25 protein-coding genes and 4 pseudogenes are annotated in these 26078 nt (G+C 35.9%); 14 read left to right on the forward strand and 15 right to left on the reverse strand.

Annotated features, from left to right (window positions below; genetic code table 11):
- Positions 1-513: 513 nt before the first annotated feature.
- Both uvrA and ABWU67_RS07065 read left to right on the forward strand, forming a co-directional pair.
- Positions 514-3309, forward strand: a complete 2796-nt coding sequence (gene uvrA / locus ABWU67_RS07060; RefSeq protein WP_353282007.1) for an excinuclease ABC subunit UvrA — start codon at positions 514-516, stop codon at positions 3307-3309.
- A gap of 54 nt (positions 3310-3363) precedes the next feature.
- Positions 3364-3582 (forward strand): hypothetical protein, encoded by a 219-nt coding sequence (locus ABWU67_RS07065; protein ID WP_353282008.1) that lies wholly within the window; start codon positions 3364-3366, stop codon positions 3580-3582.
- Here ABWU67_RS07065 and ABWU67_RS07070 read toward each other — a convergent pair.
- A protein-coding gene (locus ABWU67_RS07070) for an IS630 family transposase (protein WP_156518142.1) occupies positions 3577-4436 on the reverse strand; the annotation gives its coding sequence in 2 pieces (ribosomal slippage) (positions 3577-4112 and positions 4112-4436; 861 coding nt in all). The genes ABWU67_RS07065 and ABWU67_RS07070 overlap by 6 nt on opposite strands.
- Positions 4437-4652: 216 nt before the next feature.
- Between ABWU67_RS07070 and ABWU67_RS07075 the strand changes: the two genes are divergently transcribed.
- Positions 4653-4919: a hypothetical protein gene (locus tag ABWU67_RS07075; protein WP_244663111.1), complete on the forward strand. Its 267-nt coding sequence runs from the start codon at positions 4653-4655 to the stop codon at positions 4917-4919.
- Between the two features lie 121 nt (positions 4920-5040).
- Positions 5041-5772 (forward strand): ComF family protein, encoded by a 732-nt coding sequence (locus tag ABWU67_RS07080; protein WP_264329435.1) that lies wholly within the window; start codon positions 5041-5043, stop codon positions 5770-5772.
- Between the two features lie 178 nt (positions 5773-5950).
- On the opposite strand, the gene ABWU67_RS07085 is transcribed toward ABWU67_RS07080, so the two are convergent.
- From ABWU67_RS07085 to ABWU67_RS07115, 7 genes and pseudogenes are all read right to left on the reverse strand, one after another.
- A complete protein-coding gene (locus ABWU67_RS07085; RefSeq protein WP_007548764.1) occupies positions 5951-6358 on the reverse strand; it encodes a transposase in 408 nt (135 codons plus the stop codon).
- Positions 6359-6561: 203 nt separating this feature from the next.
- Positions 6562-6891: a transposase gene (locus ABWU67_RS07090; RefSeq protein ID WP_264329437.1), complete on the reverse strand. Its 330-nt coding sequence runs from the start codon at positions 6889-6891 to the stop codon at positions 6562-6564.
- Positions 6892-7056: 165 nt separating this feature from the next.
- Complete coding sequence (locus ABWU67_RS07095; protein WP_264329829.1) at positions 7057-8604, reverse strand: UDP-N-acetylmuramoyl-L-alanyl-D-glutamate--2,6-diaminopimelate ligase; 1548 nt, start codon at positions 8602-8604, stop codon at positions 7057-7059.
- Positions 8579-9812, reverse strand: a pseudogene (metC, locus tag ABWU67_RS07100) (cystathionine beta-lyase). The gene ABWU67_RS07095 and the pseudogene metC overlap by 26 nt, the downstream one beginning before the upstream one ends.
- Positions 9813-9819: 7 nt before the next feature.
- The gene (locus ABWU67_RS07105; protein ID WP_077188332.1) at positions 9820-10104 is read right to left on the reverse strand and encodes a BolA family protein; all 285 of its coding nucleotides are present in this window, start codon (positions 10102-10104) and stop codon (positions 9820-9822) included.
- Positions 10105-10174: 70 nt separating this feature from the next.
- The gene (gene dnaK / locus ABWU67_RS07110) at positions 10175-12097 is read right to left on the reverse strand and encodes a molecular chaperone DnaK (RefSeq protein ID WP_353282009.1); all 1923 of its coding nucleotides are present in this window, start codon (positions 12095-12097) and stop codon (positions 10175-10177) included.
- Between the two features lie 86 nt (positions 12098-12183).
- Positions 12184-13947, reverse strand: a complete 1764-nt coding sequence (locus tag ABWU67_RS07115; protein ID WP_095742804.1) for a ribonuclease E/G — start codon at positions 13945-13947, stop codon at positions 12184-12186.
- Between the two features lie 149 nt (positions 13948-14096).
- Here ABWU67_RS07115 and rpmG point away from each other — a divergent pair, with 149 nt between their 5' ends.
- The 6 genes and pseudogenes from rpmG to ABWU67_RS07145 all read left to right on the forward strand — a co-directional run bounded on the left by rpmG (position 14097) and on the right by ABWU67_RS07145 (position 17139).
- The gene (gene rpmG, locus ABWU67_RS07120; RefSeq protein WP_010082633.1) at positions 14097-14297 is read left to right on the forward strand and encodes a 50S ribosomal protein L33; all 201 of its coding nucleotides are present in this window, start codon (positions 14097-14099) and stop codon (positions 14295-14297) included.
- Between the two features lie 25 nt (positions 14298-14322).
- A complete protein-coding gene (locus ABWU67_RS07125) occupies positions 14323-14598 on the forward strand; it encodes a helix-turn-helix domain-containing protein (RefSeq protein ID WP_010082632.1) in 276 nt (91 codons plus the stop codon).
- Between the two features lie 308 nt (positions 14599-14906).
- On the forward strand, positions 14907-15272 hold the full coding sequence (locus tag ABWU67_RS07130; RefSeq protein WP_155969141.1) for a transposase: 366 nt from the start codon (positions 14907-14909) through the stop codon (positions 15270-15272).
- 33 nt (positions 15273-15305) lie between these two features.
- Positions 15306-15958: pseudogene (locus tag ABWU67_RS07135) on the forward strand (IS630 family transposase); the annotation flags it as partial.
- A 72-nt stretch (positions 15959-16030) separates the two neighbouring features.
- Positions 16031-16246 (forward strand): transposase, encoded by a 216-nt coding sequence (locus tag ABWU67_RS07140; RefSeq protein WP_353282010.1) that lies wholly within the window; start codon positions 16031-16033, stop codon positions 16244-16246.
- A 34-nt stretch (positions 16247-16280) separates the two neighbouring features.
- Positions 16281-17139: pseudogene (locus tag ABWU67_RS07145) on the forward strand (IS630 family transposase).
- Positions 17140-17167: 28 nt separating this feature from the next.
- On the opposite strand, the pseudogene ABWU67_RS07150 reads toward ABWU67_RS07145, so the two are convergent.
- The 3 genes and pseudogenes from ABWU67_RS07150 to pstA all read right to left on the reverse strand — a co-directional run.
- A pseudogene (locus ABWU67_RS07150) lies at positions 17168-18010 on the reverse strand (terminase); the annotation flags it as partial.
- A 757-nt stretch (positions 18011-18767) separates the two neighbouring features.
- Entirely contained in the window at positions 18768-19565 is a 798-nt protein-coding gene (locus ABWU67_RS07155) for a phosphoribosylformylglycinamidine synthase subunit PurQ (RefSeq protein WP_353282011.1), read from the reverse strand.
- 6 nt (positions 19566-19571) lie between these two features.
- Positions 19572-20822, reverse strand: a complete 1251-nt coding sequence (gene pstA, locus ABWU67_RS07160) for a phosphate ABC transporter permease PstA (RefSeq protein WP_341821918.1) — start codon at positions 20820-20822, stop codon at positions 19572-19574.
- Between the two features lie 48 nt (positions 20823-20870).
- On the opposite strand from pstA, the gene ABWU67_RS07165 reads away from it, so the two are divergent.
- The gene (locus ABWU67_RS07165) at positions 20871-21053 is read left to right on the forward strand and encodes a hypothetical protein (protein WP_010962989.1); all 183 of its coding nucleotides are present in this window, start codon (positions 20871-20873) and stop codon (positions 21051-21053) included.
- A 48-nt stretch (positions 21054-21101) separates the two neighbouring features.
- Here ABWU67_RS07165 and rplS read toward each other — a convergent pair whose 3' ends face one another.
- Entirely contained in the window at positions 21102-21479 is a 378-nt protein-coding gene (gene rplS / locus ABWU67_RS07170) for a 50S ribosomal protein L19 (protein WP_006279489.1), read from the reverse strand.
- Positions 21463-22173, reverse strand: a complete 711-nt coding sequence (gene trmD / locus ABWU67_RS07175; RefSeq protein ID WP_007549279.1) for a tRNA (guanosine(37)-N1)-methyltransferase TrmD — start codon at positions 22171-22173, stop codon at positions 21463-21465. Before trmD ends, rplS begins: the two co-directional genes overlap by 17 nt.
- Positions 22174-22247: 74 nt before the next feature.
- Here trmD and purC point away from each other — a divergent pair, with 74 nt between their 5' ends.
- Positions 22248-22970, forward strand: a complete 723-nt coding sequence (gene purC / locus ABWU67_RS07180; RefSeq protein WP_010081959.1) for a phosphoribosylaminoimidazolesuccinocarboxamide synthase — start codon at positions 22248-22250, stop codon at positions 22968-22970.
- Here the strand turns inward: purC and purM are convergent.
- Positions 22967-24004: a phosphoribosylformylglycinamidine cyclo-ligase gene (gene purM, locus ABWU67_RS07185; RefSeq protein ID WP_353282012.1), complete on the reverse strand. Its 1038-nt coding sequence runs from the start codon at positions 24002-24004 to the stop codon at positions 22967-22969. The two genes, purC and purM, sit on opposite strands and share 4 nt — an antisense overlap.
- 133 nt (positions 24005-24137) lie before the next feature.
- Between purM and ABWU67_RS07190 the strand changes: the two genes are divergently transcribed.
- Positions 24138-24431 carry a hypothetical protein gene (locus tag ABWU67_RS07190; protein WP_006280049.1) on the forward strand — a complete coding sequence of 98 codons (294 nt, stop codon included), beginning with the start codon at positions 24138-24140 and terminating at the stop codon, positions 24429-24431.
- A 14-nt stretch (positions 24432-24445) separates the two neighbouring features.
- Entirely contained in the window at positions 24446-24790 is a 345-nt protein-coding gene (locus ABWU67_RS07195; RefSeq protein ID WP_233395610.1) for a hypothetical protein, read from the forward strand.
- A 66-nt stretch (positions 24791-24856) separates the two neighbouring features.
- Here ABWU67_RS07195 and ABWU67_RS07200 read toward each other — a convergent pair whose 3' ends face one another.
- A complete protein-coding gene (locus ABWU67_RS07200; protein ID WP_007549273.1) occupies positions 24857-25675 on the reverse strand; it encodes a transporter associated domain-containing protein in 819 nt (272 codons plus the stop codon).
- Between the last annotated feature and the right edge of the window lie 403 nt (positions 25676-26078).

Below are 26078 nucleotides of genomic sequence, written 5' to 3' on the forward strand. Positions count from 1 at the left end.
TTTTAGCCTATCAGGGGGGTGTCATTCCAGTGCCCAGACACTGGAATCCAGAAAAAAGAATGGTGTCATCCCAGTGCTTGACACATAGCTGTACGAACATTCATTTTTGAAGGTAAATTGCACAGCAAATGGTGTCATTCCAGTCTGGAATCCAGAAATTTTGCTTATAACTGAGCTGATGAGCTAAAGGTAGTTGTCTTACGCTAAAACAAACGTTTTTAATTAAGTTGCATAGAACCAGTGTCTGGGCACTGGCCCACTGGTGGGAATTGCTCCTAAACTACAACGTTCGTACAGCTATGTGCTTGACACTGGGATGACATCATAGGGGCACTGGCCTACTTAACCGTCATACCGTCGCGGTATCTCAGCCGCTAACAAGTAGCGGAATGACGATTTATCAAACGCTGCTTAATTTTCCGTAACAGTTGAAAAAATCAATAGAAAATCAATATATCACTATAAATTCACGTATTTTGAGGCTATAATGGTTAATACGCTATATGGTATAATATGGACGATTTTATCAGAGTTAAGGGCGCAAGGGAACATAATCTGCAAGGTGTAGACGTCAATATACCGAAAAATAAGCTAGTTGTTATAACTGGGCTAAGTGGTTCTGGCAAGTCTAGCCTTGCATTTGATACGATTTATGCAGAAGGCCAACGCCGGTACGTTGAAAGCCTGTCAGCTTACGCGCGTCAATTTCTCAACATTCAGGATAAACCAGATGTTGAGTCGATTACAGGTCTCTCTCCTGCAATATCTATCAACCAGAAATCGATCTCAAAAAATCCAAGGTCAACAGTTGGAACTGTTACCGAAATTTACGATTACTTGCGCTTAGTATATGCACGAATAGGAGTTCCTTATTCACCTGCAACTGGATTACCAATAACAAAACAAACGGTGTCTCAAATTGTAGATACTATAATTGCGTTACCTTTAGAAACTAAGATATATATACTTGCCCCTGTTGTGCGTGGTAGAAAGGGAGAACATCTTAAAGAGATATTGGAAATTAAAAGACAAGGTTACGTAAGGTTCAAAATAGATGGTGAAGTGTACAATGTAGATGACTTGCCTAAACTCGATAAGAACAAGAAACACGACATTTTTGTGGTTGCAGATAGAATATCAATATTGGGCGATATAGGAAATCGACTGCCAAGTAGTATAGAATCCGCACTAAAACTTGGTAATGGTCTAATGTATGTAGAAATAGTAAACCTACCTGACAACCATAATTCCGAGTATAAAAATGGTCAAATTCTGACTTTTTCAGAGAATTTTGCATGCCCCGAGTCTGGTTTCACTCTTGAGGAAATAGAACCAAGATTATTTTCTTTTAACAGCCCTTACGGTGCATGTGGTTCGTGTAATGGGCTTGGTAAAAAGCTGGCTATTGATGTGAAGCTGATAGTGCCAGATGAAACTCTTTCAATATCTGAAGGCGCTTTAAAGCCAGTGGGATCAATGTTCCGTCAAGTGCACACAGGTTATGGATTTTTAAAAAGTGCAATTCTATCACTGGCTGAAAATTGTAAATTTAGCCTTGATGTTCCGTGGAAGAACATAGATCAAGAAGTAAAAGATATGATACTCTTTGGCTTCGGTAAATTTCAAGGTTTGGTCAGTATCTTAGAAAACCAGATGGATTATGATGAAACGCTTGTTGAGCGATATTGCTCTGTTACTCACTGCAGAGAATGCACTGGCTATAGATTGAGAAAAGAAGCGCTTACAGTAAAAATTGATAGCAAACATATAGGTGAAATATCAGGGCTTAGTATCGATGAATCCCTTAAGTGGTTTGAAAATTTGCCAGACAAGCTCACAGAACAACAGAAGCAAATCTCAAATAAAATACTAAGTGAAATAATCAAGAGGCTAACATTTTTAAAGAATGTAGGGTTGAATTACCTAACGCTTGATCGAGAATCTAGCACTCTCTCTGGCGGCGAGAGTCAGAGGATCAGACTTGCTTCGCAAATTGGCTCAGGATTAACGGGGGTTTTATATGTTCTTGATGAACCCTCGATTGGCCTTCATCAATGTGATAATGATCGGTTAATTGCCACACTAAAAAACTTAAGAGACATGGGTAACACTGTAATCGTTGTTGAGCATGATGAAGATACAATAATGGCTGCTGATTATGCGATTGATATTGGTCCTGGAGCTGGCGTAAATGGTGGAAAAGTTGTTGCAGAAGGAACACCAGACCAGGTGCAAAGAAATTCGGGGAGCATAACAGGGCAATATTTGAGTGGAGAGAAAAAAATTTTAATTCCAAGGAGAAGAAAGCAAGCAACTCAGTTCATAAAAGTAATAAATGCATGTGAAAATAACTTAAAAAATGTGAACGTTAAATTTCCTATAGGGAATCTTATTTGTGTTACTGGAATATCAGGAGGGGGAAAATCAAGTTTAGTCATAGAAACGTTATATAAATATTCAGCACATAAGATACATCATTCGTCTGCAAGGTATGGTCAGTGTGATAGAATAGAAGGCCTTGAATATATAGATAAAGTTATAGAAGTTGATCAGTCGCCAATTGGTAGAACTCCTGCGTCAAATCCAGCAACATATGTTGGTATGTTCACTCATATAAGAAATTGGTTTGCAGGTCTTTCGGAGTCAAAAGCAAGGGGATATAATATAGGCCGGTTTTCATTTAATACCAGAGGGGGAAGGTGTGAGGCTTGTAAAGGTGATGGGCACTTAAAGATAGAGATGCATTTTCTACCGGACGTTTATGTGAAGTGTGAGCAATGTAAAGGGCGAAGGTATAATCGGGAAACATTGGAAGTTACTTATAAAGAAAAATCAATCTCTGATGTCCTTGATATGACGATAGATCAAGCTTGTGATTTTTTTGAAAACCTTCCAATGGTAAAAGAAAAGTTGATTTCTTTGCAGGAAGTGGGGCTTGGCTATATAAAACTCGGACAGTCGTCAACAATGTTGTCTGGGGGTGAAGCACAACGAATAAAGCTGTCCAAGGAGCTATCAAAACGATTTACCGGAAGAACATTGTATATTCTTGATGAGCCAACAACTGGATTACACTTTGAAGATATAAATAACTTACTAAAAATACTCCATAGATTAGTCGATCTGGGAAACACTGTTATAGTTATCGAGCACAATTTGCACGTTATAAAAACTGCAGATTATATAATAGACATCGGACCAGAGGGCGGAATAAAAGGCGGAGAAGTGATTGCTACTGGAACTCCAGAAGAAGTGGTAAAAATTCCAGAAAGTGTTACAGGCAGGTATCTTAAAACGTATTTATTATAAACTATTTCTTAATTATATTAGGCTAGGTTGCATATTTATGATTTGGAGATAAGAATGTCAGTATATCGATACTTTAGAAGGTACGTTGAATATGGAGTTGTACCTGCTAAGAAAGCAGAAGATAACACACTAGTTCCAGAAAATAGTTTCTATAAATCTGTACGTTACGTTGATAATGTGCTAGGACCTGTGAAAGATGTAATTTGTGGAGTTGAGAGTAAAGACAATTATAACAAGTATAGCATTTCTCATAATAGTCCGAATAGGTCATAGGAAGGCAGAATCAACAGCACGACGAAAGGATTCGAATAGAGGAATGTTTTTCCTGGCTCTGTTTTTTATAGCAAACCAATGATGCTCAATTTTGTTAAAATCTGGAGAATAAGGCGGCAGATACAAAATTTCTGCACCGACTCCTTTAGCGAGCTTGATAAGCTTATCAGACTTATGAAAAGTAGCATTATCAAGAATGACAGTTTGTCCAGGTTCTAAGATCGGTGCCAAAAATTGCTCAAACCATCCATTAAAAATATCCATATTACAGTGGCCTTCAAATGTTAATGGAGCAACTATCTTTCTTCTACTTAAGGCTGCAACCATGCTGATTCGTTGAGTTTTTTTTCCAGATTTTAGGGCATAAAATCGCTGTCCTTTCTGGCAATACCCATATGGATAGTCCTCCGTGTTATCAATCCCAGACTCATCTATATACACTAAGTTTTCTGGTTCTTTTGTTGCTATAATTTTTAAGAATTCAGCACGTTTTTCTTCGTTCCTTTCCTTGTATCCATATGTCTTTTTTTGCGCGTAAATCCAATTTTTCTGAGAGCTCGGTGGATCGTTTGGATACTAACGTTGCCCCAAAGTTTAGCCATTTCCGACAGAGTTTTTCTACCGTGTTTTTTAGCAAATTCGATAAACTTATTCCAGTCGATAATTTTCTGATTGTAACCTCCATTACCGAGTTTTTTTGACTGAAAGTCGCCTGTTTCTTTTTTTCTTTGCTGCCACTCCCACAAAGTAGTTCGTCCAATTTTAAATCTTGCTGCCACTGCTTCTCTGCTTTCCCCTTCGTCTAGTGCTTCCATTGCTTTTTTTCTTAAATCATAACTATATGCTGCCGGCATCCAACCTCCTTATCGCCATCTATCCTTAATCTTATCATATCCGGACTTCTGTGGAAAGAGCTATATTATCAAGATAATGATAAATGTGAATACGTGGGCCACAGAGCAGAGGGAGTGTATTCATTGTGTACACTGGGTGCTGTTTTAGCAGCCAACATAATATTGCAACCTTTATTTTTGATAGTGGCATGTTTGTCATACTTTCCAGTCAAGTGATTGTCAAAAATAACAGGGGACTATTGTTTAAAAGCAAGTACAAAGTCATTAGTTGATCATTCAAATGCATTTTTAAGTGCTGGGCAAGATTGTGCTAATGCAGTAGCTAGAGTATTTAACAAGATTGTAAGTTATGCTTGCGCTGCTATCGTTTGGGCTGCCGCGTCAATCATAACGCCACTTGTGTGGGCTTGTGACAAAGTGCAAAGTAAGTTGAGTGAAATACAGGAACCAGAAAAATATCAGCGTTTATCTACTGAGTTATAAGTTCTGCTTTTTCAGCAGTGGCTTAGTTTGAACTATATTGAGATGAAATAAAAAGTGAAAGAGTGTAAGCACAAGTTACTTTAGCTATACTATATAAATTTTATAATATATTTAATGAATTGTGAACCTTCTCTTACTAAACAAAGCTACAAATCTCATATTTCCAAACGTATGCGTAAGTTGCGAGTGTATCATTGATGAAAATCTTAATCTGTGTAGTGAATGTAACAAAAAAATCAATTTTCTAACTAAGCATTACTGCAATGTTTGTGGCGTAGTAATCTTAGACAATATTTATACGTGTGGTAAGTGCATCATCAATCCTCCACCGTTTAAAGTATTAAGATCAGTTTTTGCTTATGATCAACATAGTAGAAACATGATTATAAATTTCAAATTTTTTGATAATTTGAATTACGTAAAAATCTATGCAAAGTGGATACACCAAGCTAATCAGGATACATTTCAGAACGCAGAGATCATAATCCCTATACCGTTACATAAAATGCGCTTGTTTAAACGTAAATATAATCAAGCAGCACTGCTTGCAAAAGAATTGAGTAAGTTGTCCAATTTATCCTATACGCCATTTGCAATAAAACGCCTTCGCCATACTGCGCCTCAAGCTGGTCTTTCACTTAAACAGCGTGAAAAAAATTTAAAGAAGGCTTTTAAAACAAGCAACAAGAAAATTATCGAAAATAAAATCGTGATATTAGTTGATGATGTGGTAACAACCGGAGCAACTGTAAGATCTTGCTCTCAGGAAATTTTAAACTCCGGTGCAAAAGAAGTGAGAGTGCTATCACTTGCAAGAACGGTGAATGATTGGACCTCTTGCATAAAAAATTAGCAGTCAGTATCATCCAAGTAGCTTGACTACTTGGATCTATTTTTTTCTAGATTCCAGCGCCAGCGTCACGCACATAGCTGTACGAACATTGTTTGCCAAGGAGGGTGTCATCCCAGTGCTTGACACTGGGATGGCTTTGTTGCATCGCTCTTCGGATAGTAGGTAACGCACAATAAATTTATGAAGCTATCTCAAATTTAGCCATACCAATATCAGTGAACTTATTGAGCAAATAGCATTTAACAAGTAGTTCCTTCTCTCTATTTGTCTCAGATTTATTCCTAAAACTAAACCCGAATGTTTGTTTCAGTCGCGAGAAAAAACTTTCTATATAAGATCTTTTTCCATAACTCATCTCTTTTTTCCACTTCTTTATACCATCTTCATCATATGACTTTATGAGCTTGACTGCAGAATTTCTCTCAGCCATATAGTCTAACTTTGGATGCTCTGCTGCGTTGTTTTTCGGAGGAATTTTCGTTTTTATACCATATTGATTACACAGCTTATAGAGCTTTTCTCTGTCATATGCCCTATCTGCATATAGTACTTTTATGACATACTGAAAATCGACTTCTTTTAGCAAATCACAAGCTCCATAGTGATCAGCCGTTACTGTATTTTACAGCTATGGCTTTTTTGCTGTTTGTATTCAACATTACATGCAATTTTCTTGTCTGTTCATAGCTGCGATACTTTCTATCTTCGCTATTTTATTTGCTATGACCAGGAGTGTTGTTGTATATACTAATTCCTGTACTGTCTATAGCAATTTCGATATCTTCCATATTATTTTCTGCAATCATTGATCTTAATATTGAGTTTCTTAAACCTTCTTGATGATTGTGAATAGCTGATAACTTGCAAATTTTTCCCAATTTGCTCAAGGTATCCTGCTATAAACCCAACTGTTTGCCTCAGGCCTATTCTAAATAAACAAGTTATTATGTGCACCAAAATTACAATTTTATCGCTATAAATATTGTTGCCACCTGGTATTTTTGGACCATTCTCGTACCACTTTTCTATGGCTTCGTTGATATAATGAAAAATATTTCCTCTTTTTTCTAGAAATTTGTTATATTCGCTATGGTTACTGACCCTCATTTTTTGTGGCATATTTTTTCTTTCAAGGTTAAATGGCTATTTTATAATGAATTTTGTCAGTAGCCACCAGATTTTTTCAGTTGCTATGCAACAAAGCCATCCCAGTGTCAAGCACTGGGATGACATCACTTTTGCTTCAATATTCGCACATTAGCGGAGGTAAGCCCATTGCGAAAATCAGTATGTTAAGGCATGATTTTTAATAACCTCAACATCGCTAAATTCAAAAGTTTGGTTGCCTATAATTTGAAATTTCTCATTTCCCTTTCCTGCAACTAGCAGAATCATACCCTCGTTATAGGCAATATCTACGCCTTTCTCTATAGCTTCTCTCCTACCTCCTATCTCCAGTGCATCAGGGCAATGTAGCAAAATATCGTGGCGAATTTTTGCCGGATCTTCATCACGCGAATTATCATCTGTAATTATTACTTTATCTGCATACATTTGTGCTATTTTGCCCATTTCTGAACGTTTCGTCTGATCGCGATTTCCACCGCATCCAAAAACTAGAATTATTTTTTTGTTGATATGCCATTTTAAAGACAATAGGGCTTGTTTAAGCGCACTTGGAGTATGAGCGTAATCCACGAATGCAAAAGGTTTCACTTTTTCCATTCTTCCTGGTGGAGAAACGAGTTTTTCTACGCATATTTCTCTGTAATTTAATCCAGATATACCAATTGCACATAGCAGATTATATGCTTGAAATTTTCCTAAAACTGGGAAAAATGTATTGTAAATTTGGTTATCAATTTTTACTGTAAGATGTTGACCATTAGGGGTTGATGTTTGCTCTAATAAAGTAATATCAGAGCCTTTTTTTCCATAAGTCACAACTTTATTACTGCGTTTTTCAGCTATTTTAAGCAATGCGCCGTATTCATCTATATCCGCATTTAAAATCGCTGTTTTTCCTTCTGGTAATACTTCGTAAAATAACCTTTTTTTAGTTTCTAAATATCCACCAAGACTTTTATGGTAATCTAAATGATCTTGCGAGAAATTAGTAAAAGCTGCAGCACTCAACTTTAATCCATGGATTCTGTATTGATCAATCCCATGACTTGATGATTCCAACACTAAGTGTTCTACACTTATACCACGCAATGTTGCGTAAAGGTCTTCTGCACCTGGAGTGGTAAGGCTGTTGCTATTACCTTTTCTGCCATTATTGATGCATGTTCCAAGTGTTCCAATAGACGCAGCATTATAGCCAGAGTTTTGCCAGATCTGGCGGCAAAATTCTACTACTGAAGTTTTACCATTTGTACCAGTTACAGCAGCAACATATTTGGGCTGTTTGAATTGATAAAACCTGCTGACTATTTCGCTGTATATTTCTTGAGGGTTTGGGTGTTCAAGCACTGCAAAGCTCGAAGTATCTGTCATTCCAGTGCGTGACACTGGAATCCAGTTTTTATTATACAATTGCCTAGTGTGCTCATTTGCAATTAAATTTTCTGGATCCAAGTAGTCAAGCACTGGGATGACATCTTTCTTGGCCCCTTGTATCACAACGTCTACACAGTTGTGTACGTAACACTGTGATTCAGTAGGAAGGATATGGATTCCAGTATCGCATGTTGCGTATTCTTTACTCCTTTCTGACACACAAACAAAAAGATAACCTTCCTTGACTCTCTTGGGATTACATGTAACGCCCTTGATTTCAATATCAAAGTTAACATCAATAATGTTATGCAGTAATTCTCTCAGTTTCATCTGCCAGCTTTGATATTCAAACATGGCAGTCTTGCTAGTGCAGCATTTAAATCAGAGATCAAATCCTCAGAATCTTCTAGTCCACAAAATATCCGCATGAAACTTCCACCATAATCTGAATTCATTACAGATCTTGACATAGATCTACGATCTATTGGTAATATCAAACTGTCGCACCCTCCCCAAGAAGCACCAATACTAAAAATTTTCATATGATCAACCATGCAGCTTAGTTCTTCACATGAATATTCTCTATCCAGTATTATACTGAATACGCTACTTGCTCCTTTGAAGTAACTTTTCCATAATTCGTGTTGAGGATGGGAGGGAAGTGCTGGGTACAAAACTTTTTTGATTTTTAAATGTTTTTCTAGCCACTTTGCCACTTCCATTGCTGTATTTTGGTGCCTTTTTATACGTGTGTGCAGTGTTCTTAGTCCCCTATGTGCAAGGTAGCAGTCGTGCGATTGAATGGTTACTCCATAATTTTTATAGCTCTCATAAAGCAATTTAAAAGTTTCACCTTCAGCAACCATAGCTCCCATCACTAAATCTGAGTGACCGGCTAGATACTTTGTCACCGCATATAGTGCAACATCAACTCCATAATCAAGCGGCTTAAATAACAAAGGAGTGGCCCATGAATTGTCACAAACGGTCACAATTTTATGTTCCTTAGCAACTTTTACTATATGCTCTATATTCGAAATCTCAAACGTTACAGAACCAGGAGTCTCGATCATTATCAATGAAGTATTACTCTGAATTAAATCAGTTATATCCTGTGTTGGATCATAAAAAGTTACTTCTGTTCCTCTTTTTGGTAGCTCATTTTCTGCAAACCTCCTAAGCCTATAATAACTATTATCTTGAATTAAAACGTGCGAGCCTGCTTTAGCGAAAGTTAGAATAGCAAAAGTAAGTGCAAATAGTCCGGAAGGATAAATAAGCGCTTGTCCACTCCCTTCAATTTCAGCCAGTGCATTTGAAAGATAATGAACAGTAGGAGTACCAACATTACTGTAGCTATAATCCCTTGCAACACCATCATTGATTACATCGTATATACTTTCTCCATTTGCTGCATTTAAGTAGTCCTTGTAAGTAGGGAATAATATGGTAGAAGAATGATAAACTGGCGGGTTCATGGAACCTTTATAGTCATTAAATTTTCTTCCTGCTTTAACTAATATAGACTCTTCCTTCACATTTTTATTATTTATTTTTTAAATTGTACTCATCTTGCGTATACAAGTGAAGAGAAATTGCATGTATTAGCTCTATCTCACCCTTCAATAACTCATAAATCAACTTGTGTCTTTTTAGAACGCTCATTCCAATAAAGCCGTCAGATATTAATATTAATTTAATGTGCGAAGGTAATGTTGAAGATGAAGCAAAATAATGATCAGCATGCTTTGCTGATTCATCGATAATGTTGATATCAATTACATCTATCGAATCGCGTATCTTTTCTTCTATTGTTTTAATAATATCCATAATGGTTTCTTTAAGCAACAATATGCTCCTCTTGTCATCCCAGTATCAGCTACTTGGATGACAATCGCAATTACTTATTCTCTTCTTTATTATCTATGTCTTGATAATCAGAATCTACTACTTTTTCCTCTTTATCATTTGGATTTCCTTCTGATGAAAAGCCATTTTCAGCACTATTTTGTTGAGATGCTTGATACATAGCTTCTCCAAGTTTCATAGATAATTGAGAAAGATTAGTGACTTTCTGCTGTATTGAATCAGCGTCATCAATGTTATCAGATTTACTAACTTCTTTTAATTCGTTAACTGCATTTTCAATAGCAGATCTATCTTCTGGTGAAACTTTACCACCATACTCTGTCAGAGACTTTTCTGTAGAATGGACTAAGCTATCCGCTTGATTCTTCACTTCAATAAACTTTTTGCGCTTTTCATCTTCTTGCGCTTTTTCTTCAGCTTCTTTTACCATGCGATTTATTTCATCATCAGATAAACCACCTGAAGATTGAATGCGTATTTTTTGCTCTTTTCCAGTAGCTTTATCTTTTGCAGAAACGTGTGCTATTCCATTTGCATCTATATCAAATGTCACTTCAATTTGTGGCCTTCCGCGCGGAGCAGGAGGTATCCCTTCCAAACTAAACTGACCGAGTAGCTTATTATCAACTGCCAGTTTTCTTTCACCCTGATGCACCTTAATTGTAACAGCTGTTTGGTTATCTTCTGCAGTTGAAAACACCTGAGATTTTTTAGTAGGAATTGTAGTATTACGCTCAATAAGTGGAGTGAATACTCCTCCTAGAGTTTCAATACCAAGAGAAAGTGGGGTCACATCAAGTAGTAACACATCTCTTACATCACCTTGAATGATCCCCGCCTGTATTGCAGCTCCAATTGCTACAACTTCATCAGGGTTAACTCCTCTATGTGGATCTTTGCCAAAGAATTCTTTAACTTTCTCTATGACTTTTGGCATACGAGTCATGCCACCAACAAGAACCACTTCGCCAATTTGACTAGCAGATAAACCAGCATCCTCAAGAGCTTTTTTACAAGGAGCCACAGTTCTTTCGATTAAATCATTCACTAAGCTTTCAAGTTTTGCTCTCGTTAATTTCATATTTAAGTGTTTTGGACCACTTGCATCAGCTGTAATAAACGGTAGATTTATTTCCGTTTCCATTGCACTTGATAATTCAATTTTCGCTTTTTCAGCAGCTTCTTTGATTCTTTGCATAGCCATTGGATCATTTTTCAAATCAATGCCATTACTTTTCTTGAATTCATCTAGTAAATAACTCACTACTCCATTATCAAAGTCTTCACCTCCAAGATGGGTATCACCGTTTGTTGCTTTCACTTCGAAAACTCCATCACCTATTTCAAGTATTGAAACGTCAAATGTACCACCACCAAGGTCATATACTACTATTGTGTGCCCATGTTTCTTATCAAGACCATAAGCAAGTGCTGCAGCAGTCGGTTCATTTACTATTCTGAGTACATTTAATCCGGCAATTTTTCCTGCATCTTTTGTTGCTTGACGTTGAGAGTCGTTGAAGTATGCTGGCACTGTTATCACAGCATCTTTTACTTCCTCTCCAAGATAAGCTTCTGCTGCCTCTTTCATGTTTTGTAGTATAAATGCACCAATTTGACTAGGAGAATATTCTTTATTATCAGTTGTTTTAACCCATGCATCACCACTTTTTGCTGCAAATACTTTGTATGGTACACTTAGATTTTTCATCTCAGGATCACTATATTGACGGCCTATTAATCTCTTAGTAGCAAAAAAGGTATTACTTGCATTGGTGGTTGCTTGCCTTTTTGCTGGAGCACCAATCAACCTTTCTCCTGAAGAAGTCAATGCAACTATAGATGGAGTAGTTCTTGCCCCTTCTTTATTTTCTATTACCTTTGTATCCTTGCCCTGCATTATTGCAACACAAGAATTTGTTGTTCCGAGATCTATGCCTATTGCTCTTCCCATAATGAGTACCCCATTGTAAATATTATCTGATATAAGAATATATAAGTATAGGGCTCATTAATTACAAGCCCAATTTAGGTTTCTAATTAGTTATTAGAACTTAAAAGGCGCGAAAGCCACTTAGTCAGCCAAAAATTGCCTCGTAGTTTATTTGAATTATCAGCTTCTTCATTGCTGCTATCCCCAATTTGGTATCCAGAGTTCTGTAATGGCTTATAACCGTTTAAATTAACATCATCTCCTTGTTTTAAAACAAATGTATTTACATCTAAACTGTTATCAATACTAACGTTCAATGTAATATTAAACTCTTTTTCGATTGTAGAAACTGTATTGCGTTTGTTATTAAAAATGTGCGCTATAACTGCACTGTGTGCTACTAAATCAAAAGACTTATTTCGATTCTTGTTAGCAATATGTTGTAAATCCCTTAGTATTGATGAAACAATTACTTCGTTTGATTTTACTCTTCCAGTACCTTTGCAGTGTAAACACTCTGTAGTATTAATTTCTTGTATGTTTGGTTTAATTCTTTGTCTTGAAAATACCATTAAACCAAAGTCATTTATGTAGCTAAATTGAACTTTAGCTTTATCATCTTTAAACGCTTGCTTTATAGCAGACTCAACAGCTCTGCAATACTGATATTTCAACATATCAATAAAATCGACTACTATTAATCCTGATAGGCCCCTAAGATTCACCTGTCTTGATATTTCAGGTACTGCTTCCATGTTGGTTCTATAAGCTGTTTCTTCTATGCTATCTTCTCCTGTCATCTTTCCTGAATTTACGTCTATTGAAACAAACGCCTCAGTTAAAGTTATTATCAAAGACCCACCAGATGGCAATTCTACTCTATTACTATATAACTCAGAAATTTGATCTTCGATTCCGTAGTAAGTAAAGATCGGAGCATAACCTCTATACAATCTATAGCGCAACTTACTACCTTTTAGTGCATTGTTAGCATATTGCCTAACTGCCTCAAAAGCTTCCTTTCCAGACACTATAACTTCTATACCATCGCTACAAAAATCACGAACAGATCTCATAATTACATCTGCTTCATTGTAAATTAATGATGGAACGTTTACAGAGAAGGCATTTTTTTGAATGCTCTGCCATAATGAGGATAAGTAATTGTAATCCTGCTCAATTTCTTTCTTATTTTTTCCTGAACCAACAGTTCTTACTATTAAACCTGATCTTTTTGGCAAGTTTATTGAACTCAGTATCTCCTTTAACTGCTTTCTGACATTAGCATCTTCAATTCTGCGGGACACTCCACCTTTGCTCATGGAATTTGGCATGAAAACACAGTATCTACCCACTAAAGTTATGTATGTTGTAAATGAAGCTCCTTTATTGCCTCGTTCCTCTTTAGTTAGCTGGACCAATACTTTTTGATTTACTGAAATAACATCTTGTAATTTGTATTTTTTATATAAAGGTACCTCTCTTACAAAACCACTACCTGATCCGTTGACATTCTTACTAGCTGCAGAATCTGAAGAAACATTTGCTGAGGCTTCTTCTATACAATCGTCATTTGAGTAGCCCTCAAAGATAGTTTCCTTTTCTTTTTCTGGAATGTTGAAGTAATCTAGAGATATCTCGGAAAAAGACAAAAAACCTTGCTTATTTTTCCCATATTCAATAAATACGGCTTGCAAAGAAGGCTCTATACGCTTTATATAAGCAACGTATATATTACCTCTTAATTGTTTTTTTTCCTTGAATTCTTGTTCAAATTCTACAACCTTGTTATTAATTGACAAGGCAACTCTTACCTCATTAGAACAGATAGAATTTTCTATCAATAATACCCTTTTACCACTATTTGTCACTTATTTACCGTTTGCTTTTTATTCTGAAGTTAACTTTATGCTACTTAATGCACTGTTGATTGTCAAGGATTTTGCAATCTGCATTATTCGATTGACTTTTAGTATTTTGCGTAATAAACTCGCATAGAATTTATTATATCATTATAAGTATGGCGAAAAAAAATGCTTCTTTGCTCGTTAAGTTAGTCAGCACTGCAATCAAGATAACAAAAACTGGTGAAGAAAAATCAACTGGCTATTTTTATGTAAAAAAGCGTAATCCAAAAAAGCTCACCAAAAAACTGGAGTTTAGGAAGTATGACCCAGTAGTCAGAAGGCATGTGTTATTTAAAGAAGAAAAACTAAAGTAATTTTTTTATAAGGAATTTTATTATTATGCAAAATTTACAATTAAGTTATCCTATAATAGTAGAGTTGGGGGATGTGAAAGATACAAAACTGAAATTAATAAAGGTCATTGCACAATTAATAAGTAAGAAGTACACAACACAGAAAAAAGCAGCAAACGCTCTAAAGATTGATCAACCTAAAGTATCTCAAATCAATAGGTCAAAAATCGAAGGGTTCTCCTTAGAATACTTGCTTAACTTATTGATTGTATTGGGCCAAGACATAAACGTAAGAATAAAGCATAATTCTAAACCTGCATAATATGGTATCCGTTCAGCGGAGTGGCAAAATAAGGTAGACAAGATAAATCAATCTCGGTGTCAAGCACTGGGATGACAAGGTATAAACCTTATCGTCATGCCGCCGCGAACCGTCATACCGCGATTCATTCGCGGTATCTCTAGATCCCGCTAACAAGTAGCGGGATGACGGTTATCAGGCCAGCACCCCTACGATGTCATCCCAGTGCTTGACACTGGGATGGCTTTGTTGCATCGCTCAAGTGAAAAGAACTGGCAGTTACTGACAAAATTCATTATAAATAGCCATTTAACTGTTGAAGAAAAAATATGCCACAAAAAATGAGAGTCAGTAACTGCCATGAATATAACAAATTTCTCCAAGAAAGAGGAAGCATTTTTTGTTATATCAATGACGCCATAGAAAATTGGTACGAGAATTGTCCAAAAATGCAGGGCGGCAACTATATTTATAGTGATAAAGTTGTGATTTTGGTGCATATAATCGTCAGTTTCTTTAGAATTGGTTTAAGACAAACAGTCGGGTTTATAAAAGGGTATTTGCAACAAATAGGAAGAGATTTGGCAGTTATCAGCTATTCACAAGCATCAAGAAGGTTTAAGAAACTTAATATTAAGATAAATGATTGCAGAATTGATAAAAATATAGCTCTTTCCATAAAAGTCCGGATGTGATAGGATAAGGATAGATCATGATAAGGAGGTTGAATGCCAGCAGCATATAGTTATGATTTAAGAAAAAAAGCAATGGAAGCGCTAGACGAAGGAGAAAGCAGAGAAACAGTGGCAGCAAGATTTAAGATTGGACGAACTACTTTATGGGAGTGGCAGCAAAGAAGAAAAGAAACAGGAGACTTTCAATCAAAAAAACTTGGAAATGGGGGTTACAATCACAAAATTACCGACTGGGATACCTTTGCCAAATTTGCCAGAGAACACGGAGGAAAGACTCTATCGGAAATGGCTAAACTTTGGAACAACGTTAGTATCCAAACGATCTATCGAGCCCTTAAAAAAATTGGATTTACGCGCAAAAAAAGACATATGGATACAAGGAAAGAAACGAAGAAAAACGTGCTGAATTTTTGAAAATTATAGCGACAAAAGAACCTAAAAACTTAGTGTATATAGATGAGTCTGGCATTGATAACACCGAAGACTACCCCTACGGATATTGCCAGAAAGGACAGCGGTTTTATGCCTTAAAATCTGGAAAGAAAACTCAACGAATCAGTATGGTTGCAGCCTTAAGTGGAAGAAAGATAGTTGTTCCGTTAACCTTTGAAGGCCACTGTAATATGGATGTTTTTAATGGATGGTTTGAGCAATTTTTGACACCGATCTTGGAACCTGGACAGACTGACCTTACCCAGAAAAAGTGGAGAGAAAGAAAAGAGTTTTTTTGGGTAAAATAAAATTTTGGAGGATTAGAAATGGTAAGAGAATATACAGCAGAATTCAAATTGGAAGCTGTTAAGCTGGCAAATGAACAAAGAAAGGTAGGTCAACCAGTTGCAAAAGTAGCAAGAGATCTAGGGATAAGGGATAGTGTATTAGGAAAATGGATGAAGAAATATAACGAAAAAAAGTCAGCGGCAAATGCATTTCCAGGTAGAGGTATAGCTCTTTCCACAGAAGTCCGGATATGATAAGATTAAGGATAGATGGCGATAAGGAGGTTGGATGCCGGCAGCATATAGTTATGATTTAAGAAAAAAAGCAATGGAAGCACTAGACGAAGGGGAAAGCAGAGAAGCAGTGGCAGCAAGATTTAAAATTGGACGAACTACTTTGTGGGAGTGGAAGCAAAGAAAAAAAGAAACAGGCGACTTTCAGTCAAAAAACTCGGTAATGGAGGTTACAATCAGAAAATTATCGACTGGAATAAGTTTATCGAATTTGCTAAAAAACACGGTAGAAAAACTCTGTCGGAAATGGCTAAACTTTGGGGCAACGTTAGTATCGAAACGATCCACCGAGCTCTCAGAAAAATTGGATTTACGCGCAAAAAAAGACATATGGATACAAGGAAAGGAACGAAGAAAAACGTGCTGAATTCTTAAAAATTATAGCAACAAAAGAACCAGAAAACTTAGTGTATATAGATGAGTCTGGGATTGATAACACGGAGGACTATCCATATGGGTATTGCCAGAAAGGACAGCGATTTTATGCCCTAAAATCTGGAAAAAAAACTCAACGAATCAGCATGGTTGCAGCCTTAAGTAGAAGAAAGATAGTTGCTCCATTAACATTTGAAGGCCACTGTAATATGGATATTTTTAATGGATGGTTTGAGCAATTTTTGGCACCGATCTTAGAACCTGGACAAACTGTCATTCTTGATAATGCTACTTTTCATAAGTCTGATAAGCTTATCAAGCTCGCTAAAGGAGTCGGTGCAGAAATTTTGTATCTGCCGCCTTATTCTCCAGATTTTAACAAAATTGAGCATCATTGGTTTGCTATAAAAAACAGAGCCAGGAAAAACATTCCTCTATTCGAATCCTTTCGTCGTGCTGTTGATTCTGCCTTCCTATGACCTATTCGGACTATTATGAGAAATGCTATATCATCTCAACTTCTTCTTTTCCTCCATCTAGGTGGTATAGCAACTGACCTTCTTCTCTTAAGTATAGTATTTTTGCAGGTAATGCTGTTTTATTTCTGGTGTACTCATTTATAGTTGACCAAGCTATTCTGGTGACAGGAACAGGAGGCGCTGGCTTTTTGATTGAATAAGTAATCTCCTTATTTTCAGCTATTATTGGTAAACAAATATGATGCCATATGCTTTTCGGTTTGGAGAGAAGGTGTCCGGTCAAATCTTCCAGGTGGAGCCTATGCATCACAAGAACAATTACTCCTTTTTTTCTATTGTTGAGCCTGGCTACTAAAGTCTGGTCAAACCAATTTGTAGCACGCTTTCTAAACGTTTCACTCAAAGCTTGGGCGGGACTCAGTGGATCATCCACGATGATGAAATCACCACCTTCACCTGTTAACGTCCCTCCAACTGACGTTGCGATTCTGTATCCTCTCTGCACTGTTTGAAATTTGTATTTGGTATTCTGATCTTTGGATAGTTCTACCTCTGGAAACAGCTCTCTATACCAACTAGACTGCATTATGCATCTTGTATCGAGCGAGTGCTTTTCGCTAAGCAGCCGAGAGTAGCTTGCAACTATTATTCTTGCAGTTGGCTGATTTCCCAGTATCCATGCGGGCCACGCAACACTTACACATATGGACTTCATCGAGCGCGGAGGCATATTGAATATTATTCGTTTCACTTCACCAGCGCTCGCTGCTTCCAGCCTATCTGCTATGACTTTTATGTACCGATAATTATTATACTCACACCCCGGCACTACCGTTTGAAAGCATAACTCAATGAATTTTAGAAAGTTCATGATATAATGTTGAAACCAGCGCGTGACGCTGGGATGACAAAAAAAGGAGCACTGGAATGACAAGGCTATAGGTTGCAAGCGAGACGTCATACCGCCACGGTATCTCGGCAGATCCCGCTAACACGTAGCGGGATGACGAGGCTTATCGTCATGCCACCGCGAACCGTCATACCGCCGCAGACCGTCATACCGTCACGGTATCTCTAGATCCCGCTAACACGTAGCGGGATGACGGTTATTGTTTAGCTATAAATGTTAAGAAATTTACCAAACGAAAAAAAAGGCAAAAGAAGCCCCGTGGTGGTTGGCTATTCACTATGTACTAAAATATCGGCGTTTTTTTATTCTAAAACGCTTGATTAAGAGCGATTTAGCTGCTTTTAACTTGCAACTAACCTACACCGCAAGTGTTTAAGAAATTTACTAAGCAGGAAAAAAGGCAAAGAAACCCCGTAGTAGCTAGCATTCAAATTCTCCCTTGTCAATTTGACGTTTTTCGCTGTCTTAAACGCTTTGTAAGTGCGTTTCGGCTTATATAGGTAAAAACCCAGAAATTTTTAAAGACATGCGATGCACGTAGTGCGAAAAATTAAACATGAGACGCCAAATACCCTAAGTTTTTTGTCATTAACCTGCACAGATTGCGAAGATAAATAAATAGCCTCAGTTTCATGATAAGGGGACTGGCAAGGCTTGTCAAGCAAGTTTTTTGCAATATCAGGGGATAATTTCGACCATAAATCCCTATCAATAAATTTTAACAAAAATACTTCAGTGCATTTTCAAATATAAGCATTCCATCGCCATATTTTGGCACAGCAACACCTAAACGCTTGCTCTTTTCTTTTTCAAGGGGCCAATTATCTTGCTGGGTAAAAAATATTCCCCTTTCTGGATGGGGCATTAAAGCTAGCACTCTTCCACTTTTATCTGATAAAGCTGCTAGGTCGTATGTAGATCCATTCGGATTGTAAGGAAATTGTAGGTTAGCATAGTTGCCATTTTTATCAATGTAACGTAATGCGGTGGAATTGCTCTCAATCAATTGGTTCAAAATATCTTGATCCATAAAAAATTTGCCTTCCCCATGAGCAACAGGGAGATATAGTTCACTCAGACCCCGTAGCCAAACAGAATTACTCTGCGGATTAACTCTCACTCTAATCCAGCGGCATTGGTAATTGCCTATATCATTATGGATTAAAGCTAGACTAGAGAATTCTGGAATTAATTTTACTAATATCTGACAACCATTACATATTCCTATAATCAGCTTGTCCTGAGATAAAAACTCTTGAAACTCATCCAACAAGTTGTTTTTAATACGTAAAGCAAACGCATTACCAGCACCAGTGTCATCACCATAGGAAAAACCCCCTGGAATTGCAAGTATATTGCTTAATTTCAGTTCACCTGGATTATCTATGATATAGTTAATGTGAACGATTTTTACTTCAATATTACCAATACCAAGTTTTCTGCTGCATTCCATAAATGCAAATGCAGTTTCTTTTTCGCAATTTAAGCCATAACCAGATAGGACTGTGATTTTCATGAATTGCTAAAAATTAAAAAATTCGAATTTCCTTTTTACAAAATTTGCTACTAAATTTAACGCAAATAACATCAATAATAAAGCTATAATTGCGATAGCAGCAAGTTCAACAAATGCAATTTCAGGATTGCTTGACCATATGTATATTTGCACAGGTAGAACAGTTGCCGGATCGAAAAAGGACGTAGGTGTATCAGCAATAAATGCCACCATACCCATCATAAGTAAAGGAGAAGATTCACCTAAAATCCTTGCAATTGCAAGCACAGTACCATGTATTATTCTTGGTAACGCAATCGGTAAAGAGTGATCTAATATCACCTTGATGTGAGGTGCACCGAGCGCAAACGCTGCATCTTTTATCGTAATAGGAACATTCGCAAAGGCATTTTTTGTTGCAATTATAATATTAGGTAACATCATAAATGAAAGAGTCATTCCACCAACAAGTGGTGAAGAGCGTGGTAGCCCAAATATGCCAAGATAGAGAGTTAAGCCCACTACACCAAATATTATTGAAGGCACTGCAGCAAGATTATTCATGCTAATTTCTACAATATTAGTCATTAGCCTATTTTTAGGCATAAATTCGTAAAGACAGATGCCCGACATAATTCCTATTGGTAATGCTAATGCTAGGCACACTATAATTGTCATTAATGAACCGATAAATGCCCCTAAAATCCCTGCATTCTCAGGTTCACGAGAGTCAGATTTAAGGAATAAAGACTTATTAAAAAATTTTTTCACTCTCCTCTTTTCTTTTAGCCAATCAAGTAATTTAGCATAACGATCATTCAAATATTTATCTTTATTTATTGAATTAATTATACTTGACGCGGTAAACCAGATCTCATATTCACCACTATCTTTTACTTTCTTACGAAAAAATTTCTCTAGTTCTTTGTAAGAATTACGACTTAAAATTTCGTCACCGTCTTTAAAATCAGTTCCTCCAAACACCTTACGTAAAGAATCGTTGAGTAAGCCAATGGACTTATACCGCAAATCACTAGGATTACTCGCCAAAGCAAGATCAGCATTTATTTCAACTGGCAATAAAATTTTCGTTACTGTTAAGGCACTGTAAGAGTTAACTAATATACTCAACAATATACACACAGGACAGCCAAGTGAGATAACTAGTGCCGTGAAAGAACAAAAGCGTAGCGCTCTGTTCTTTTTATTTTTCCTTTTTATACGAGCATGTACACGCCTTGACTGAAGTAATTTAAGGAATTTTTTCTTTATACTCATTTACTTTTCTTTACACGAGGATTTGAAAAAACTTTCCCCTTTTTTGTCATGCAAGTAGCTGACACTGGGATCCAGCAGGCTTTGCCTGCAAATAATTTTTACATTTTCCATGAAAGCACAAACCAAAAGGAGAATAATGAATGCTGGATCCCAGTGTCGGAGCACTGGGATGACACCACAGCGGGAGGCAAACACAATGTTCGTACAGTTGTGTGTCACGCACTGGGATGACAAGAGAGAGTTCTGAGATGACACAATTGACATCACTCCCTATTGTATCTACTTAGATTTCTTTTTAACATAAGTAGTACGCTCTTTGATCCTTGCAGCTTTTCCAAATAGTTTGCACAGATAATACAGTTTTGCTCTACGAACCTTTCCTTTTCTTGTCACTTGCACTGAAACCAGTGCAGGAGAATAAACAAAAAACTGAGACACTATACTTTCTCCATGGCTCACTTTTCTGACTGCAAAAGAAGAATGTAACCCGCGGTTCCTTTTTGATATACATACACCTTCAAATATCTGTATACGTTCACTTGTACCGTCAACTACTTTAAAAGTGACCTTCAAATCATCGCCAGGACGAAATTCTGGTATTTCTTTAGCTAACACTTGCATTTGCTGTTCGTTAAATTTTTTAAGTAAATTTGTCATTTATCTCTCCACTCAATAATTCAGGCCTACGCTTTTTTGTTATAACATGAGACTGCTTCTGCCTCCAATCACTTATTTTTTTGTGATTGCCAGATAACAAAACCTCAGGTACTTTATATCCCTTCCACTGCTCAGGTCTAGTATATTGAGGATATTCAAGTACACCACCACCATAATTAAAACTTTCTTCAGTAATACTATCGGTATTATTTACTACACCTGGAAGAAGTCTAATGCATGCATCAAGAACCACCATTGCAGCTGGCTCACCTCCTGAAAGTATATAATCTCCAATACTTAACTCATAAGGAGTATACGCATCAATTATCCTTTGGTCAATACCTTCAAATCGACCACACAATATTGTTATATGAGGAAACTCTAATAATTCTCTGGCAATATTCTGATTAAACTTAGTTCCAGATGGAGTCATGTAAATAAACTTAGTGTTTTTATGAACAGAGAGCATACTATCTACTGCATCACCAACTACATCAGAACGCATAACCATTCCTGCTCCACCTCCATATGGAACATCATCCACAGTTGAATGTTTATCTTTCGCAAAAGAACGAATATTTATTACTTCAAGGTTCCATATTTTTTTTTCTAACGCTTTTCCGGCAAGAGAATAGTTCAAAAACCCCGGGAACATTTCTGGGAATATGGTTAATATTGTAACATTGAATGCCATTAAGGTTTATTTTAAGTTATTTGGGGCTATACTCTAAGAATAGTAAATTGATATAATATATAGTTAAATTAAACATGTCACTGAATAAAACGATATACGAAGGTAAAGCGAAAGCCATTATTGAAACTGAAGACTTATCAATTGTCATACAGCACTTTAAAGATGATGTTACAGCATTCAATAAGGAAAAATATGAAATAATCGATGGTAAAGGAATAATTAATAATCATATTAGTGCTTTTATCATGGAAAAGCTTGAGAAAGCAGAAATTAGCACACACTTTATAAAAACTCTAAACGAAAGAGAACAGCTAGTCAAAAAACTCAAGATAATACCTCTTGAGGTAGTAGTTAGAAATGTCGCAGCTGGCAGCTTTTGCAAACGTTTTAATATCAAAGAAGGTGAAAGGCTTGCATCTCCTATAATCGATTTTTTTTACAAAAATGATGACCTAGCCGACCCAATGGTAAGTGAAAATCACATACTGTATTTTGATTGGCTATCTAGCAAAGAAATGGATGAAGTTAAAACTACAACTTTAAAAATCAACGAAATATTAGTTCACCTATTTTCAAATGCAAGTATATATTTAGTTGATCTCAAGTTAGAATTTGGCAGATTAATAAATGACAGTACTAAAATCGTTTTAGCTGATGAAATTAGCCCTGATAACTGCAGATTATGGGATAAAAATACTTATAAAAAGCTAGATAAAGATGTCTTTCGTTTGAATTTAGGAGATTTAAAGGAAGCATACCTAGAAGTTGCAAAAAGACTGTCAGTAAAGTTAGGTTAACTAAATACTACTCTATCAAGTGGAGGGTTACATGCCTCATCAAGTTTTCCAATAATTTCAATTTTTTCTCCACGTTTTTGGAAATGATTTTTCACGTTTTGCATATTCTCAGAACTTACGATCAATACCATACCAATACCACAATTAAATGTTTTTAGCATTTCTTTCTTCTCTATTTTACCCTCCTTTGTTAGCCATAAAAATATATCTGGCCATTTCCAGGAATTAATGTCTATGTTTGCAAATAAGTTTTTTGGAAGAATTCGCGGAATATTGTCTACCAAACCACCACCCGTGATGTGCGCAATACCTTTTACTTGTGACATGATAGGCAGCAAAGAATCAACATATATTTTTGTTGGTTCAAGTAGTATTTCACTCCAAGATTTATTATTCCATAGAGATGTATCGTTATAATTTATACCTAAGCTTTTGAAAACATGGCGCACTAAAGAAAACCCATTTGAGTGAATTCCACTTGACTCTAAGCCAACTATATAATCACCTGCTTTCATCATACTACAGTTTGGAAGAATTTGCTTTCGATCAACTACACCAACCACAAACCCTGCAAGGTCATAGTGATTATTACCATACATTCCAGGCATTTCTGCAGTTTCCCCACCAACCAATGCTATTTTAGCTTGCTTGCACCCCTCTGCAATGCCCTTAACCACAGGTAATAAAACATCTTTGGTCAAAACGCCTGTTGCAAAGTAATCAAGGAAAAACAAAGGCGTTGCTCCTTGTGCAAGTAAGTCATTTACACACATTGCAACTAAATCTATACCTATAGTATCATGTTTATTCACTTCTTGAGCTATCAACAGTTTCGTACCTACTCCATCAGTTGAGGAAACGAGTACTGGATGGTCATACTTCTTACTTAGTGCAGCAAAATCAAATAACGCAGAAAATGAACCTATTTCGCTGATTACTTCTTCTCTAGTAGTTTCTTGAGCAATAGGCTTGACTTCTTTTATTAACTTATTATATAGTTCAATATCTATTCCTGATCTGGTATAAGTATTCATAATCCTTTTATAAATTTTAAAATTGTTAATACTATATTAATGCCTTGATATAAAAAGTGCAACGAAACTTTCTCTTAATTGACTATTATATACTTACCAATATAGGGTAACTTAAATCATTTATAATTATCCAATGAACGAAAATACCAAAAACATACTGTTAATAACGGAACTGCTATCAGGACGGCTGCTTCATGACTTTGCTAACTCTATGAATGGAATAACGTTTGGCGTAGAAGAGCTTGAAGTAATAGATAAGAATGATGCTGATGCGCAGAAGGAAGCGTTGTTGTTTCTTAAAGAAAGCTCCGATGATTTAATATATAAACATAAAGTTATGAAGCAGGCATATTCTTCTTCAATGGATAATTATAGCTTTGATAAGACCAAATCTAATATCGAAAATTATTTATTAAAAAAAAAGTAAAGCTTACGTGGAAAATAGACGCATACTCTGCAAAAAATAAGGAAGATTTAATTGAAAAGATAAATAAGATAATTTCTAATATGGTGCTAACTATAGCCAGTGCAGTGGCGGAAGTTGAACTAGTATCTGTTTTACTGAGTCAAACAGAAGATAAAATGCTATTAACTATAAAAATTCTAAATGAACACAAACCAATAAGCAAATCATTAGTAGACAAATTAATCAAAAAAAATGACACTAATTTAAATACAAAAGATATTAATATCTATATGACCTCTTTATTATTAGAGTACTATAACACTGAAATGCATTATACTTGCGAAAATAATTTGCTGGAAATAGGTTTAACTATAACTTGAGTTGCATATTTGGTTATTACAACTTTTTCTTCGTGTCAAGGCATTCCCCGACAAGGGGTACCAAATCTAATTTTTGTAATCACTTAAGTCTAGTACTATTTTATTAATGTAGCGCTCATTTGCATCTTTGATGATAAACTTCATACCATTTTTATATTTAATGACTTCATCTACAGAAGGCACTTTACCAGCAATCGAAAGAATCAAACCACCAAGTGTAACATAGTCTTCTTCAGGGTCACGTAATTCTATTTTTAGATCCTCTTCTATATCTTTTATAAGAGCCCTTGCTGATACTTCAAACTTATTTTGAGACAATTCAGTAATGGTATATTCTGAATTTATTTCGTTTTCACTATCAATGTTTGGTATTAGTTCCTCTATAAGATCAGTCATTGAAATTAAACCATCAGTTCCACCATATTCATCCAATACGATAGCTAAGCATGATTTAGAAGAGTTCATCCTAACAAAAAGATTAGTTGTCTTCATCGAGGGTGGAACAAATATTACGCTTTGTATAATATGTTTCAGATTAAAATTTTTATCCCTATTAAAAATAACATCTTTTACATAAAAAAAGCCTATTACGTTATCAAAGTTATTTTTATAAATTGGTATTTTAGTGTGGCAAGTGTTTTTTATCTTCTTTATTATTTCACGCTCGCTTGACTCAATGTCTACTGCGCATATCTCTGTACGTGGAGTCATTATATCCATTATACCACAATCGCGGAATTTTAATAGACCATTAAATATATTAAGGTCTGGCAGATCTTTCATTAATGCCTCAGTCGCACACTTTTTCAACACAGAAGCTTTTTTGAAAAGGAAGAGAAAAATTCTATATGCTATTTTTTCTACTAAGGTTCTTTTTTTACTCAATTTATTCCCTGTAATGGCAAAAACGTTTTCAGATTAGATTTATCAAGAAAACTGTTATTAAATGTTTAATAAGCATGTGAATAATGTCAAATTAATTTGTGAATTATTTGTTGATATAAAATACCAACAATTGATCAACAACTTTTTCAACAACATATACATAGTTGTGTAACAATGCATGATGGTAAAGTATTTTCCATAAAAGAAAATTACTAACACTCTAAACACCTTACTTATACACATAAATCATAACAGAAAATCAATAATATACGAAAGTTACTCACATATTTATCCACAAGTTGAACAACGCCAATTTTTACTGAATTTTAAGTTAGTAACAAGTTATTGATAGAACTATTATTATTACTATACTTTAATATGCAAAAGAATAAATAGAATAGAT

This window comes from Wolbachia endosymbiont (group A) of Aleiodes leptofemur (assembly GCF_964028465.1).
GTDB classification, from domain to species: domain Bacteria; phylum Pseudomonadota; class Alphaproteobacteria; order Rickettsiales; family Anaplasmataceae; genus Wolbachia; species Wolbachia pipientis.